Annotated in this window: 11 protein-coding genes and 1 pseudogene; 6 read left to right on the top strand and 6 right to left on the bottom strand. The window is 71.6% G+C overall.

All coding sequences use genetic code 11. From position 1 onward, the window contains the following. Positions 1–84: 84 nt before the first annotated feature. Both AB0D57_RS25925 and AB0D57_RS25930 read right to left on the bottom strand, forming a co-directional pair. A complete protein-coding gene (locus tag AB0D57_RS25925) occupies positions 85–1,437 on the bottom strand; it encodes a deoxyguanosinetriphosphate triphosphohydrolase (protein ID WP_362077518.1) in 1,353 nt (450 codons plus the stop codon). A gap of 81 nt (positions 1,438–1,518) precedes the next feature. Beyond that, a complete protein-coding gene (locus tag AB0D57_RS25930) occupies positions 1,519–2,424 on the bottom strand; it encodes a sirohydrochlorin chelatase (protein WP_362077521.1) in 906 nt (301 codons plus the stop codon). Positions 2,425–2,706: 282 nt separating this feature from the next. Between AB0D57_RS25930 and AB0D57_RS25935 the strand changes: the two genes are divergently transcribed. The 3 genes from AB0D57_RS25935 to AB0D57_RS25945 all read left to right on the top strand — a co-directional run bounded on the left by AB0D57_RS25935 (position 2,707) and on the right by AB0D57_RS25945 (position 8,291). Beyond that, the gene (locus AB0D57_RS25935) at positions 2,707–3,411 is read left to right on the top strand and encodes an ElyC/SanA/YdcF family protein (protein WP_362077524.1); all 705 of its coding nucleotides are present in this window, start codon (positions 2,707–2,709) and stop codon (positions 3,409–3,411) included. Between the two features lie 206 nt (positions 3,412–3,617). Next, positions 3,618–5,834 carry a molybdopterin oxidoreductase family protein gene (locus AB0D57_RS25940; protein ID WP_362077527.1) on the top strand — a complete coding sequence of 739 codons (2,217 nt, stop codon included), beginning with the start codon at positions 3,618–3,620 and terminating at the stop codon, positions 5,832–5,834. A 345-nt stretch (positions 5,835–6,179) separates the two neighbouring features. Continuing rightward, positions 6,180–8,291, top strand: coding sequence for an alpha-galactosidase (locus AB0D57_RS25945; RefSeq protein WP_362077530.1), 2,112 nt, complete (start codon positions 6,180–6,182; stop codon positions 8,289–8,291). Positions 8,292–8,381: 90 nt separating this feature from the next. Here the strand turns inward: AB0D57_RS25945 and AB0D57_RS25950 are convergent, their stop codons facing one another. Beyond that, positions 8,382–8,792, bottom strand: coding sequence for a gamma-glutamylcyclotransferase family protein (locus tag AB0D57_RS25950; RefSeq protein ID WP_362077533.1), 411 nt, complete (start codon positions 8,790–8,792; stop codon positions 8,382–8,384). Between the two features lie 172 nt (positions 8,793–8,964). On the opposite strand from AB0D57_RS25950, the gene AB0D57_RS25955 reads away from it, so the two are divergent. Next, entirely contained in the window at positions 8,965–10,638 is a 1,674-nt protein-coding gene (locus AB0D57_RS25955; protein ID WP_362077536.1) for a M4 family metallopeptidase, read from the top strand. A gap of 79 nt (positions 10,639–10,717) precedes the next feature. Here AB0D57_RS25955 and AB0D57_RS25960 read toward each other — a convergent pair whose 3' ends face one another. Continuing rightward, the gene (locus tag AB0D57_RS25960) at positions 10,718–11,122 is read right to left on the bottom strand and encodes a PIN domain nuclease (RefSeq protein WP_362077539.1); all 405 of its coding nucleotides are present in this window, start codon (positions 11,120–11,122) and stop codon (positions 10,718–10,720) included. After that, a complete protein-coding gene (locus AB0D57_RS25965) occupies positions 11,119–11,355 on the bottom strand; it encodes a type II toxin-antitoxin system VapB family antitoxin (RefSeq protein ID WP_362077542.1) in 237 nt (78 codons plus the stop codon). Before AB0D57_RS25965 ends, AB0D57_RS25960 begins: the two co-directional genes overlap by 4 nt. A gap of 73 nt (positions 11,356–11,428) precedes the next feature. On the opposite strand from AB0D57_RS25965, the pseudogene AB0D57_RS25970 reads away from it, so the two are divergent. After that, positions 11,429–11,629 (top strand): annotated as a pseudogene (locus tag AB0D57_RS25970) (Scr1 family TA system antitoxin-like transcriptional regulator); the annotation flags it as partial. A gap of 168 nt (positions 11,630–11,797) precedes the next feature. Here AB0D57_RS25970 and AB0D57_RS25975 read toward each other — a convergent pair. After that, complete coding sequence (locus tag AB0D57_RS25975; protein WP_362077545.1) at positions 11,798–13,372, bottom strand: PucR family transcriptional regulator ligand-binding domain-containing protein; 1,575 nt, start codon at positions 13,370–13,372, stop codon at positions 11,798–11,800. A gap of 181 nt (positions 13,373–13,553) precedes the next feature. Here AB0D57_RS25975 and AB0D57_RS25980 point away from each other — a divergent pair, with 181 nt between their 5' ends. After that, positions 13,554–14,345 carry a class II aldolase/adducin family protein gene (locus AB0D57_RS25980; RefSeq protein ID WP_362077548.1) on the top strand — a complete coding sequence of 264 codons (792 nt, stop codon included), beginning with the start codon at positions 13,554–13,556 and terminating at the stop codon, positions 14,343–14,345. Positions 14,346–14,377: the final 32 nt, after the last annotated feature.

The following is a 14,377-nucleotide window of genomic DNA, read 5'->3' on the forward strand; positions in this document are numbered from 1 at the left end:
CCTCGTAAGGATGTCGCCACATGCGAGCGTCCCGCACGCAGCGTGATGCGGGAAGAGGGAGTGGCCCGATCAGGCCACGCAGGGTCACACAGCGCCGCCTGTGGCGGGGCGTGTGGTGAGTCTGAGGTGCAGTGAGCCGGCCGAGGCGTCGGTGAGCGAGGCGATCTGGTCGACGATCACCCGCTTGCGGGCGCGGTCGTCCGGGGCCGCGTCGAACAGGGCCCGGAACTGCGGGTCCAGCCCGTCCGGGGCGCGCGCGGTGAGTGCTTCGGCCAGCTCGGCGACGACGATCCGCTGATCGGCGCGCAGCCGCTCCTGCTCGGCGCGCTGCATGACGTACCGGTCGGCGACCGCCTTGAGGACGGCGCACTCGTGCCGTGCGGCGCGCGGGGCAACCAGCTCCGCCGCGTACCAGGTGAGCCGGCCGGTGCCGTACGCCGCGCGCGTGGCGGCCTCGGCGGCCAGGCAGAAGCGGCCGATGAGCTGGCTGGTGGCGTCCTTCAGCCGGGCCTGTGCGACGGCCGATCCGTCGTATCCGTGCGGCCACCACTCCTGGTCCAGGAGGCGGTCGAGGGCCTCGGACAGCTCGGCGGGGTCGGTGTCCGTGGGCACGTACCGCCCGAGGGCCACCGCGAAGATCTCCTGCCGCTCCGGCTCGGCATGCAGGCAGTTGGGATCGATGTGGCCCGCGTGCAGGCCGTCCTCGACGTCGTGCACCGAGTACGCGACGTCGTCCGACCAGTCCATGACCTGGGCCTCGAAGCACGCGCGGGTGCCGGGGGCGCCCTGGCGGACCCAGTCGAACACCGGCCGGTCGTCGTCGTAGACCCCGAATTTCGGGGACTTGGGGTCGGTGGGGTGGGCGCCGCGCGGCCAGGGGTACTTGGTGGCGGCGTCGAGGGTCGCGCGGGTGAGATTCAGTCCTACGCTGACGAGCTCGTCCGTCGCGGAAGAGCGGACGAAGCGCTTGGGCTCGATGCGGGTGAGCAGTCGCAGCGACTGTGCGTTGCCCTCGAAGCCGCCGCAGTCCTGCGCGAACTCGTTCAGCGCCTGTTCGCCGTTGTGCCCGAAGGGCGGGTGGCCGAGGTCGTGGGAGAGGCAGGCCGCCTCGACGAGGTCGGGGTCGCAGCCGAGGGCGGCGCCCAGCTCACGGCCGACCTGGGCGCACTCCAGGGAGTGGGTCAGCCGGGTGCGGGCGCTGGCGTCCCAGGCCTGACTCCGGGTGCCCGGGGTGACGACCTGGGTCTTGCCCGCGAGTCTGCGCAGCGCGGCGGAGTGCAGCACGCGTGCGCGGTCGCGCTGGAAGGCGGTGCGGCCGGGGCGTTTGTCCGGCTCGGGGGCCCAGCGGGCGACTGCCGTCGGGGCGTAGCCGGGGGGTGCGACGTGGTTCTCGTACGTCTGTGCCTGGGGGGTGGGGTCGGTGCTGGTGCCTTCCATGACTCGACAGTAAGCGGAGCTGCTGACAATCGGGGCGTGGGTGTTTGTGCCTGCGCGTCTGCCGGGTTTTGTTGCGGGATCTTAAGCCGAGGCCAGTGCCGGTTCTGTGGTGGCCTGGGTTGCCAAGGCCTGGTCGTAGCGGTGGAGGATCAGGCGGGCCATCGTCGGGTGGGTGCCCAGGGGGGCGGAGGAGATCCAGGGCGCGGCCTCGGCGCACTCGGTGGCGAAGCGGCCGGGAGCGGTGAAATAGGAGGCGACGGCGACGCGGTGGCGGCCGCGGGCGGCCATGGCGCGCAGGGCGGCGGGGACGGTGGGCGCGGCGGTGGAGGCGTACGCCGGGACGACCGGGACGCCGAGACGTTCGGCCAGCAGCTGGGCGGTACGGCGGGCGTCGACGGCCGCCTCGGGGTCGCGGGAGCCGGCGGCGGCCAGTACGACACCACTGGCGCGGCGGGCGGCGTCGCTCATCCGGGTCCGCCATCCGGCCTCGACCAGTCGTGCGTACAGCGTCTCGACGAGCAGCGGGTGCGGGCCGAGCGGGGCGGCGACACGGGCGCGCAGCCCCGGGACGGCGGCCGCGGCCTCGGGGATGTCCCGCTTGACGTGGTATCCGCGGCTGAGCAGCAGCGGCACGAGGACGGCCTCGCCCGTGGGGTCGAGGGAGGCGAGCGTGTCGGGGAGCAGCGGCTCGTTGAGCTCGATGTGGCCGAGGTGCACGGACAGGTGCGGCCGCAGCTCGCGCACCCGTTCGATCAGGGTGCGTACGGTGCTCAGCGCGCGCGGGTCGCGGCTGCCGTGCCCGACGAGGACGAGCGGCGGGGGCACGGGACGGCGGGTGCCGTCGAGCGAGACGAGGCTGAGCTGACTGCCGAGCTGGCTGGTGATCGCGTTCATGAGTTGCGCCGTACTGTCGAGGTGGGCGCCACGGAGCGGCTGGCCGCCGGGCCTGGTCTGGGACTCGTCGCGAAGAGGGTTCGACGCCGTCATGAATAAATCGTGACGGTACGAGGTTGCCGCGCCGTTGCGCGGGCATGACGGGTGTTTTCCGGGGGTTCACGGTGCGGTCCGGGGGTTGTGTGAGCCGCTCCCACCTGCGGTTCCGTCGCGTCGAGTGAGACCGGCCACCACGTTTCGATGAACCGGAAAGGCTTACTCTGCGTCCTCATTTGTCGAATACCGACGCGATACCGACGAGGTTTCGACGCGACATCGACGCGAGTACCGACACGAACACCTCCGCGAGCCGACGCCCTCTGGGAGACACCGATCATGCTGCGCCTGCCGCGCCCGCACTTCCGTAGACCGCGCTTGCCGCGCCTGCCGCGCACCCGCACGGGGCAGCGGCGGGCCGTGCAGGCGATCATGCTGTTGTGCGTGCTGGCGCTGCTTCCGGCGACCTGGATGTACACGGCGGCGGGCGACCGGTTGCGGACCACCGCGGACGCGCCCCGGACCGAGGTCGCGGTGGTGTTCGGGGCGGGGCTGTGGAACGGCGAGCCGTCGCCCTATCTCGCGCACCGGCTGGACGCGGCGGCGAAGCTGTACCGGGCCGGGCGGATCGAGGTCGTGCTCGTCACCGGGGACAACAGCCGTGAGGAGTACGACGAGCCGGACGCGATGCGCGCCTACCTGACGGAGCAGGGCGTCCCGGACGGCCGCATCGTCAGCGACTACGCCGGTTTCGACACCTGGGACTCCTGTGTGCGGGCCCGGAAGATCTTCGGGGTTCATGAGGCCGTGCTGATCAGTCAGGGCTTCCACATCCGGCGCGCGGTCGCGCTGTGCCAGGCGGCGGGGGTGCGGTCGTACGGCATCGGGGTCGACGCCAGGCACGACGTCACCTGGTACTACGGGGGTGTGCGCGAGATGTTCGCGGCGGGAAAGGCGGCGTGGGACGCCCTTTTCAAGCCTGATCCCACATTCCTGGGCCCCAAGGAACCAGGTGTGGAACGGGCGTTGGCGGCGAACGAGTAGGCAGCGCGTCCCTTGCCGGTCGGTCCAAGCATCACGGACCTGCGGTTTCGCGTCGAAGTGCGGCTCCCTGCGTGTACCGGACGTGCCTCACTCGGCAGTGTGCCTCCGCGCCTCACGGCGGCCGGCGCCCGGCCGGGAGGTGCCCGTCCCGGCCGCGTAACGCGCCCCACCCCGGCGCGTAACACGCCCGACGCACGCTGAGCGGTATGCCGACCTCCGCGACGCCCACCCACTGCCCGTACTGCGCCCTGCAGTGCGGGATGAATCTGACGCCCGCGCCCGGCGGGACCGTCGAGGTGGCGGAGCGCGCGGACTTCCCGGTGAACCGGGGCGCTCTGTGCGGCAAGGGCCGTACGGCGCCCGCACTGCTCTCGTCCCAGGTGCGGCTGACCTCCCCGCTCATCCGGAACGCGGGCGTTCTGGAGCCCGCCACCTGGGACGAGGCCCTGGACCGGATCGCCGCGGGGCTGTCCCGCACGCGCACGGAGCATGGCCCGGACGCGTGCGGGGTGTTCGGCGGGGGCGGACTGACCAACGAGAAGGCGTACGCCCTCGGGAAGTTCGCCCGCGTCGTCCTCGGCACCTCGCAGATCGACTACAACGGCCGCTTCTGTATGTCCTCCGCGGCGGCGGCCGGCATCAAGGCCTTCGGCCTGGACCGGGGGCTGCCGTTCCCCCTCGAGGACATTCCGAGGACCGGCTGTCTGATCCTGGTCGGCTCGAACCTCGCCGAGACGATGCCGCCCGCGCTGCGCTACCTCACCGAGCTGAAGGAGAACGGCGGCACGCTGATCGTCATCGACCCGCGCCGTACCCGTACGGCCGAGCAGGCAGACCTGCATCTGGCGCCCCGCCCGGGTACGGACCTGGCGCTGGCGCTGGGCCTGCTGCATCTGATCGTCGCCGAGGGGCGCACGGACGAGGCCTACATCCAGGAGCGGACGAGCGGCTGGGAGGAGGCGCGGGCGGCGGCCATGGCGCACTGGCCGGAGTACGTGGAGCGGATCACGGGGGTATCCGTTCCTCAACTCCGGGAAGCCGTACGGCTGTTCTGTGAACCTTCGGCCGCGATGGTGCTCACCGCGCGCGGGCCCGAGCAGCAGTCCAAGGGTACGGACACGGTGGGCGCGTGGATCAACCTGACGCTGGCGACGGGGCGTTCGGGGCGACCGCTGTCCGGGTACGGCGCTCTGACCGGGCAGGGCAACGGGCAGGGCGGGCGCGAACACGGCCAGAAGGCCGACCAGTTGCCCGGCTACCGCAAGCTGACGGACCCGGCGGCGCGGCGGCATGTGGCCGAGGTGTGGGGTGTCGACCCGGACTCACTGCCGGGTCCGGGCCGCAGCGCGTACGAACTCCTCGACGCCCTGGGTACGGACATCCGCTCGCTGCTGCTGATGGGGTCGAACCCGGTGGTGTCCGCGCCCCGGGCCGCGCACATCGAGGAGCGCCTGAAGTCGCTGGACTTCCTGGCGGTCGCGGACGTCGTCCTCTCCGAGACGGCAGCCCTCGCCGATGTCGTCCTCCCGGTCACCCAGTGGGCCGAGGAGACGGGCACCACCACGAACCTGGAGGGCCGCGTCCTGCTGCGCCGCCGGGCCCTCACCCCTCCTTCCGGCGTACGCAGCGACCTGGACGTCCTGCACGAACTGGCCGCCCGCCTGGGCGACGGCATGGAGAAGGGCTTCCCGACGGACCCGGAGGAGGTCTTCGAGGAGCTGCGGCGGGCCAGCGCGGGCGGGGTGGCGGACTACTCGGGGATCACCTATCGGCGGCTGGCGGAGGGCGAAGGGGCCGGGGTGTTCTGGCCGTGCCCGGCGCAGGATCCGTCGTCGCACGGAGGTGCGGATGCCCTCGAGAGCGGGGCTGCGGGGGACGCCGAGGACTCGGGCTTCGACCTGGCGGCCGACGACCCGGCGAGCGACACCGACGGCGGCCGTCTGCCCGATGGCGTACACCCCGGCACTCCCCGGCTCTTCCTCGACCGTTTCGCCACCGAGGACGGGCGGGCGCGGTTCGTGGCCGTGTCGCATCGGGCCATCGCCGAGGAACCGGACGCCGAGTATCCGCTGCTGCTGACCACCGGGCGCGTGGTCGCGCAGTACCAGTCGGGGGCGCAGACCCGGCGCGTCGACGAGCTCAACGCGGCCGCGCCCGGACCCTTCGTGGAGATGCATCCGCGGCTGGCCGAGCGGCTCGGCGCTGTGGACGGGGACGCCGTGGCCGTCGTATCGCGCCGGGGGCGGGCCGTCGCGCCGGCCCGGATCACCACCGGCATCCGCCCCGACACCGTCTTCATGCCCTTCCACTGGCCGGGCGAGGGCCGGGCCAACACCTTGACCAACCCGGCCCTCGACCCGACCTCACGCATGCCGGAGTTCAAGGCGTGCGCGGTGCGGCTGGAGGCGGTCACCCGGCCCTAGGACCTGTCCGGTCGATCACGGCGGAGACGCGGGGTGGGGCACGCACATCTGCCGCGTTGTCGTCGGTTGCCGACGCTCCGCGTCGACGCCCTCCTCCGCCTTGCAGCTGCACGCACCCCACCCCGCTCACCGGCACCGACCACACACCGCTGCTTTCCTCCACCGTGATCGACCGGACAGGTCCCAGGGGGCCGCGCGACGCCGACGACGAAGTTCTTCCCGGGAGGCCCGACTGTCTTACCGTCAACCCTCGTTGGCGGAGTGTGGCTGTGCCTAGCATGGCCCCGTGCCACCCCGCTGGTCAGCCGACCGGTTCGGGATCGGTCGGCGGCGGGGGATGATCACGTGACGCGGGACGACAGCTACCGCTGGGGCCATTCCGGACTCGAGGCCGACTTCGATCTGAACGGTCGCGCACCCCGGCTGGTCCGGCTGACGCAGCCCGGCGAACCGGAGCCCAAGGAGGCCACCGGTGCCGTCGGCGGCGCCGAGACCGGGCCGCCGCTCGTCGACGTGACCCTGCTCGGGCAAGGGACCGGCTGGTCCGCGCCGCGCTTCACGGGTACGGCACTCGGGCAGCGCCTCCGGCACCGCGCCCACCACGCCACGTACGGCCACGGCTGGCACCACCTCACCATCCAACTCCAGGACCCCGCCGGCGGATTGACCGTCTTCGTCGAGTACGCCTCGCCGGACGCGGTGCCCGTGCTGCGCACCCGCGTCCGGCTCCGCAACGACGGGGACGCGCCGGTCACCGTGCGCTCCGTCAGCAGTCTGCTGCTGGGCGGGCTCCCTTCGCCGGACGTGCTCGACGTGCACCGGGCGCGCAATGACTGGGGCGCCGAATGCCGTTGGTACGAGGAGGAGTTGCGGGAGTCCGTGCCCGACATCGGGCGCGCCCTCCACGGGCACGACGGGCGGGCCGGGATACGGCTCGCCGGGCACGGAAGCTGGCCCACCGACGGGCACCTGGCGATGGGCGCGTTCACCGACCGTACGGACGGGCGCTGCTGGCTCTGGCAGATCGAGTCCGCCGCGAGCTGGCTGTGGGAGGCGGGCGAGGCGGACCACCACACCTATCTGTCCCTGAGCGGCCCGACGGCGGACGATCACCAGTGGCATCATGTCCTCGCCCCCGGCGCCGAGTTCGCTTCGGAGTACGCGGCCATCGCGCTCGGCGACGGTTTCGACGGCGCGCTGGCCGCACTGACCTCGTACCGCCGCCTGATCCGCCGCCCGCACCCGGACCACGAGCGGCTCCCCGTCGTCTTCAACGACTACATGAACACGCTCATGGGCGACCCGACCACCAGGAAGCTGCTGCCCCTGATCGACGCGGCGGCCGAGGCGGGCGCGGAGTACTTCTGTATCGACGCCGGGTGGTACGACGACGAGGGCGGCGGCGAGGACGGGGCTGCCGACGGCGGCGAGGGCGGGGGCTGGTGGGACAGCGTCGGTGCGTGGCTGCCGTCGGCGCGGCGCTTTCCCGGTGGTCTCGAGGCCGTGCTCGGCCGGATCCGGGAGCGCGGGATGGTGCCGGGGCTGTGGCTGGAGCCGGAGGTGGTCGGCGTACGCAGTCCGGTCGCGGCCGAGTTGCCGGACGACGCCTTTCTCCGCCACGCGGGCGGTGTGCGCGTCACCGAACAGGGGCGTCACCAGCTGGACTTGACGCATCCGGCCGCCCGCGCACATCTCGACCGGACGGTCGATCGGATCGTCGGCGACTGGGGCGTGGGCTATCTCAAACTCGACTACAACATCACCACCTCCGCGCCGGGGCTCCTCGACCACTCGCGCGCCTGGCTGTCCTGGCTGGCGGCCGTGCTGGACCGCCATCCGGGTCTGGTCGTGGAGAACTGCGGGTCGGGCGGTATGCGCATGGACGGCGCGTCCCTCGCCGTCACCCAGCTCCAGTCCACCTCCGACCAGCAGGATCCGCTCCGCTACCCACCCATCGCCGCCTCCGCGCCGACCGTGGCGCCTCCCGAACAGGGGGCCGTATGGGCATATCCGCAACCGGAGTTCACGGACGAGGAGATCGGCTTCACGCTCGGCTCGGCGCTGCTGGGGCGGGTCCATCTCTCCGGGCATCTCGATCGCATGACCTCGCGGCAACTCGAACTCGTGCGGGACGCGGTGGCGACGTACAAGGGGCTGCGGGGTGAGCTGCGGACCGCGGTGCCGTTCTGGCCACTGGGGCTGCCGAGGTGGACGGACGCGTGGGTGGCGCTGGGGATGCGGGCGCCGGTCGCGGGGGCGACGTATGTGTCGGTGTGGTGGCGGGGCGGCAACTCGGGCGAACAGGTACTGCCCGTACCGCACTTGGCGGGGCAGCAGGAGGTCCGGGTGGAGATCCTGCATCCGTCGGCGCCGGCCGGGACGGCGGAGTGGGACGGGGCGGCGCTGCGCGTGACGGTGGCGGGGGCTCCTGGGACGCTGCTGGTGCGGCTCATGTGACGCACGTCGACCCGCTGTTCGTGGAACGGTCACGTCCGACCGGCCACCCGCCTGCCCTCCGGACGCCTGCCGAGGTGGAGGCCTCGCACCTCAGCCGCGCCCGCGCCACTCCCCGCCCTCGATGAGCTTCCCGTGGGCCCGCAACCCGGCGGCGACGGCGGGCGCCGCCACGTACACCCAGGCCCGTACGGCCGTCCCGTCCTCGCGGGTCACCTCCCGGGCCACCCGCTCGTACAGATTGCGGGGGTCGCCCGGCACGTACTCCTCCAGCCGATCGAGCGCGCCGAGCAGCTCCCCGTACACCTCGGGCAGCGCGGTGACCAGTTCCCCGCGCACCACACCTCCGCTCTCCTCCACCGCGTAGGGGTAGCCGGGGCCGTCGTACAGCACCGCGCCCGCCAGCCGTCCCGGCTCCTCCGACGCCGTGCGTCCGCACAGGAAGAGGGCGTGGTTGCGCTCGCCGGGGCGCAGGGTGCCGTAGACGAAGAAGGGCAGGTTCACTCGGCCATCCTCTTCTCCACTCTTCTCCTCTTCCACTCGTCTCCTCGGGCTGCCCGCTTCACAGGCCTTTGCAGAAACGATTCTCACCCCTCACACCTCCCCCAGTAAGCGCTATGGACACGCCATGTCATGAACCCTTAAACCTGAGATCAACTTCAGCACAAGGAGACCGATGCGCAGGACACAGCAGATCCGCGGTTCCCGTTCCCGCCTCGCCACCGCCTGCATAGCCGCGACGGCTGCCACGCTGCTGGCGGCCGCGCTCACCCCGACCGCGAACGCGGAAGTGAACGCGAACGCGAACGCGGATGACAGTCCGACCACGGCCACCGCGATCGACAACGCGGCCTCGGTGCTGCTGAACCAGGCCGCCCGCCTGGGCCTGACCTCCGCGCAGGGTACCGACGTCCGGGACGTCGTCGTGGACGCGGACGGCAGCCAGCATGTGCGCTACGACCGTACGTACCGTCAACTCCCGGTACTCGGCGGCGACTTCGTCCTCCATCTGACCCCGAGCGGCTCCTACCGCGGCGCCGACCGCGCCACCACCCGCGCCCTCTCCCTCTCGACCATCAAGCCCTCGCTCTCCGCGCCGAAGGCCGCCGACCTGGCCTCCGCCGCGCTGCGCGCCGCGAACGTCGGTGAGCTGCTGAAGAAGGTGACGGCCAAGCCCGAGCTGGTCGTCGACGCCCTGCACGGCGCACCCCGGCTGGCCTGGCGCACCGACGTGGTCGGACAGGACTCCCTCGGCAACCCGGTCGCCCGCACCGTGCTGACCGACGCCCGCAGCGGCGACCAGATCGACGCGTGGGACAGCATCGAGACGGCGACGGGGGACGGGCGGTCGCTGTACGGCGGCACGGTCCCGCTGAAGACGACGCTCTCCGGATCGACGTACCAGCTCAAGGACGCGACGCGCGGGAACACGTACACCGGCGACGCCGCGAACAATACGGACGTGTGCATCCTCGGGATCTGCATCAGCCGCGCGCCCGCGACGCTCTTCACGGACGCGGACAACCACTGGGGCACCGGGACGGCGTCCGACCGCTCGTCGGCGGCGGTCGACGCGCAGTACGGCACGGACAAGACCTGGGACTACTACAAGAACGTCCACGGCCGCAGCGGTATCGCCGGCGACGGCAAGGGCTCGTACAACCGCGTGCACTACGGCAGCAACTACAACAACGCTTTCTGGGACGACAGTTGCTTCTGCATGACCTATGGGGACGGTGACGGGACGGCGCTCGGACCGCTGGTGGCCCTGGACGTCGCGGGCCACGAGATGTCCCACGGCGTCACGTCGACCACGGCGGCGCTGACGTACTCGGGCGAGTCCGGCGGGCTCAACGAAGCGACGTCGGACATCTTCGGCACGCTGGTCGAGTTCTACGCGGCCAACTCCACCGATCCCGGCGACTACTTGATCGGCGAGAAGGTCGTCCGCTCGGGCTTCGGCAAGAAGGCCCTGCGCTTCATGGACAAGCCGTCGAAGGACGGCAACTCGGTGGACTGCTGGAGCAGTTCGGTCAAGAACCTGGACGTCCACTACTCCTCGGGCGTCGCCAACCACTTCGCGTACGTCCTCGCCGAGGGCAGCGGCGCGAAGACCATCAAGGGCGTCTCGTACAACTCCCCCACCTGCAACGGCTCGACGGTCACCGGCATCGGCCACAACAAGCTCGGCGCCATCTGGTACCGCGCCCTCACGGTCTACATGACCTCCTCGACCGACTACGCCGCCGCCCGCACGGCGACGCTGAACGCGGCGAAGGATCTGTACGGGGCGAGCAGTGCGGAGTACAAAGCGGTGGCGGCGGCCTGGTCCGCGGTGGGGGTGAGCTGAGCCCCCTGGGAAGTGGGTCCGTGCGGCCGCCTCGGTCTTCCGGCGAGTGCGGCCGCTCGTACGTTCACACCGGGGGGCGTCAGTCGACGATGCGGCGGACCGGCTGCCCCGTGGCGCGGGCGATGGCCTCGAAGTCGGCATCCTGGTGCAGCACGGTCAGCTTGTGATGCTGAGCGGTGACGGACACCAGCAGGTCGACCGGGCTCGCGCACTGATGCCATCCGCGGTCGGCGAGCGTCTGCTGCAACACGGCCGTGTCCTCCCAGACGGAGTCACGCATCGCGTAGTACGGGAACGTCGCCCGGAGCAGACCGTCCGCCTCGTAATACGCCGGACGCCCCCCGACCGCCCTCAGGTACTCCTGCCGCACGGGCTCGCACAACCCGACCAGACCCGAGCAGACGAGTTGGTCCCACTCGGGTCCGGTCTGCCCTCGGTAGAAGCGGATGAGCGCGCTGGTGTCGATGAGGAACGTCTCGCTCACGCCGCGTGGTGCCCCTCGGCGGAGGCCGAGGGGGCAGGCCCCTCGATGGCCGAGAAGTCGATCTCGCCCTCGGCGACCATCTGCCGCATACGCTCCACCGCCACGGCACGCCGCCGCCGGTCGGCGATCTCCCTGAGCGCGGCGTTCACGGTGTCCTTCTTCGTGCTCGTGCCCAGGTGGCGGGCGGCTTCAGCGAGGGCTTCGTCGTCGAGGTCGATGACTGTGCGGGACATGGCACCCCCAATAGCGCGTATATACACTTTCAGAAAAAGATATCAGGCCGCGGCGATCACAAAGATCACGAAGATGGAGCGCGGCTGGGTCCCCGTCCGCGACCCTGGAGCGGAAGTGGCTCGCGGCCGGCTCGACCACCTGACGAGGGTGTCCGACCTGCCGAGCGTCACCCTCCAGGTCTTCCCGTTCGGCGGTGGCGCGCACCAAGGCCTGAACGGCGCGTTCAATATCATCTCCTTCGCCGAGCCCGGAGCCATGGACGTGGTCTACTCCGAGGTCCCTCCTCCTCCAGCCGTCCACCTGGACGCACTTTCACACCGCGCTGCTCTCCTCGGCCGGGATGGGCGATCCTCCCGTACCGATGAACTCGCCCTCTGCGCCCTGAAGATGCCGCCGCAGGAAGCGCATCTCCGGCCAAGGAATGTCAGGTCAGCGGGCGCCTTACTCGCCCGTCTCGCCGGGCAGCCACTGCAGGGCGAACCAGAGTTCCATGCGTACGCCGGGGTCCTGCAGGTCGACGTCGAGGAGTTCGCCGACCCGCGCCAAGCGGTGACGCACGGTGTTGCGGTGGACATGGAGGGTCGCGGCGGTGCGGTCCCAGCTGCCGTGAAGGGTCAGCCAGGTCCGCAGGGTGTCGAGGAGGACTGCGGTGCCCGGCGCGCCGGCCTGCTCGAGAGGGGCGAAGCGGGCGCGGGCCAGATCCCGGGCGTCGGCAGGGGGGATGAGCCCGTGAACGGTGAGCGGGTCCCTGGTGTGGACGGCGGCGGGCACTTGCGCGGCGATCGCGCGTTGCAGGGCGCGTTCGGCCTGACGGTCGGCATGCGGCAGGTCCGAGGCCGGCGCGGGTGTGCTGAAACCGAGGACCCAGCCCAGGTCGGCGGCTTGCGCGGGAGCCTCGGGGCGGGCGTCCGGTGCGCTGGGGACCAGTGCTTTCAGTTCGGAGCCGTCGACGTGGAGGTAGGGGGTGCCCAGGGCGGTGCCCAGGGTGGCGAGTTGGGCCGGGTCGTCGCCCGGGTGCGGTGCCGACGTGGAGCGTGCGGGCGTGTGCCGGCCGTGGACCACGATCCAGTGTCCGGCTTGCGTCGTGCCGGCGGGCCTGAGGGCGGGTGCGACGTCGGCCGGGGTGGCTCCGAGCATGAGCCGTACCAGCGCGCCGGCGCTGTGGGTGTCGGTGCCCAGGGCGTGCCGGGGGCTGGTGAGCAGGGCCAGCAGGACCGTCGCCGTGCTGGTGACCTGGCGGTGGACCAGGGTCGGGGCCGTGGTGGCGGCCTGGCCGAGGGCGAGTGTCGTGGTGCCGTCGGCTCCGGGCAGGGTGTGGACGGTCAGGTGGGTTCCGCCCTCGTGATCGGCTGCCGCGGCCGGTGCGGATCGGCCGGCGGGGCCGGTGCGGACGCGGGCGGTGGTGCGTACGGCGAGGTCACGTACGCGTTCCGGAGTGGGTGACGCGGGGCGGGGACCGGCGCTGAACAGTTCGTTGCCCTGGGCGTCGAAGAGGACCGCCCAGGCGCCGGTGTGCGCGCTGAGCCGGTCGAGCACGGCCCGGAGCGCATCCGGCCGGGCGGCGGCCGTGGCCAGCGCCGATTGTGCTCGGGAGATCTCGCGCAGCTCACGGTTGCGGGCCTCGGCGATCGCGGCGTAGGCCGCTTGCCCGACGGCGACGAACGGGGTCGCCGGCGGCAGTCGCAGAAGCGGCAGCTCATGGCGGTCGCAGGCGGCGACGAGCTCGGGCGGCACCTCCTGGTGCACGGGGGCGACGCCGAACCCGAGCGCGCTCACTCCGGCGGCGACGACCTGCCGTACATACGTGTCGATGCCCTCCGCGTCGCGAGGAAGACGCACGCCGGCGATGAGGAGCAGCTCGCCGCCCACCAGATACGGCGTCGGGTTCTCGATCTCCGTGGTGCCGACCGTACTGACACGGTGGTCCCCGGCCGGGCCCGCGACCTGGCGCAGGCCCAGGGCGGGGTTGGCAAGCAACGCGCTCAGGGGCACGGACGGCTGCTCGGACTCGGTCATCAGGAGGCATCCTCCCCGCCCAGCGGCATCACGCGGGAGTGCTGGATTCATCCAATGGGCGATTCCATATTGGACACAACCGCCACTTCGGCGCCAGTACGAACCGCCGATATCGTCGTGCCGGCGCCGGGCATGCACTCGTCCCCCGACCACCGACCGCACACCGGAAAGAGAGCCACTGATGACCGAGCTGTCCCTGCGCCCCGACCGCACTACCCCGACCGCGGCCGACGAGGAACGGCGGCTGCGCCGCGAACTCGCCGCGGTCTACCGCCTCGTGGCGCACTTCAGGATGACCGACCTGATCTTCACGCACATCTCCGTCAGGCTCCCCGGTCCGGAGCATCACTTCCTGATCAACCCCTACGGCCTCCTCTTCGAGGAGATCACCGCATCGAACCTCGTCAAGATCGACCTGGCCGGCCACCCCGTCGACGAGAGCCCCCACCCGGTCAACCCCGCCGGCTTCGTCATCCACAGCGCCATCCACGCCGCCCGGCCCGACGCGCACTGCGTCCTGCACACCCACACCAAGGCCGGCTGCGCCGTCGCAGCCCAGGAACACGGCCTGCTCCCGCTCAACCAGATCTCCATGGAGTTCTACGGCAGGCTCGGCTACCACGACTACGAAGGCGTCGCCCTCAACCTCGCCGAACAGCAGCGCCTCGTCGCCGACCTCGGCCATCACTCCGCGATGATCCTGCGCAATCACGGCCTGCTCACGGTCGGCGAGACCCCCGCCCAAGCGTTCCTGCGCATGTACTACCTGGACAAGGCATGCGAGATCCAGACCGCAGCCGCAGCCGCGGGTACCCCTCTCGTCACCCCCGGTCACGACATCTGCGAACTCACCGCACGCCAACTCACGGGCGAGGACGACAGCTCGGACCTCCAGGACGACACGGCATACGACCTCGCCTGGTCGGCACTGCTGCGACTGGTCGAGCGCATCGCCCCCGACTACAAGGACTAACGGCTGAGGGGCCGGCCAGTGAACCTGGCCGA

It is taken from the genome of Streptomyces sp. NPDC048275, from assembly GCF_040652275.1.
In the GTDB taxonomy this organism is placed as follows: Bacteria; Actinomycetota; Actinomycetes; order Streptomycetales; family Streptomycetaceae; genus Streptomyces.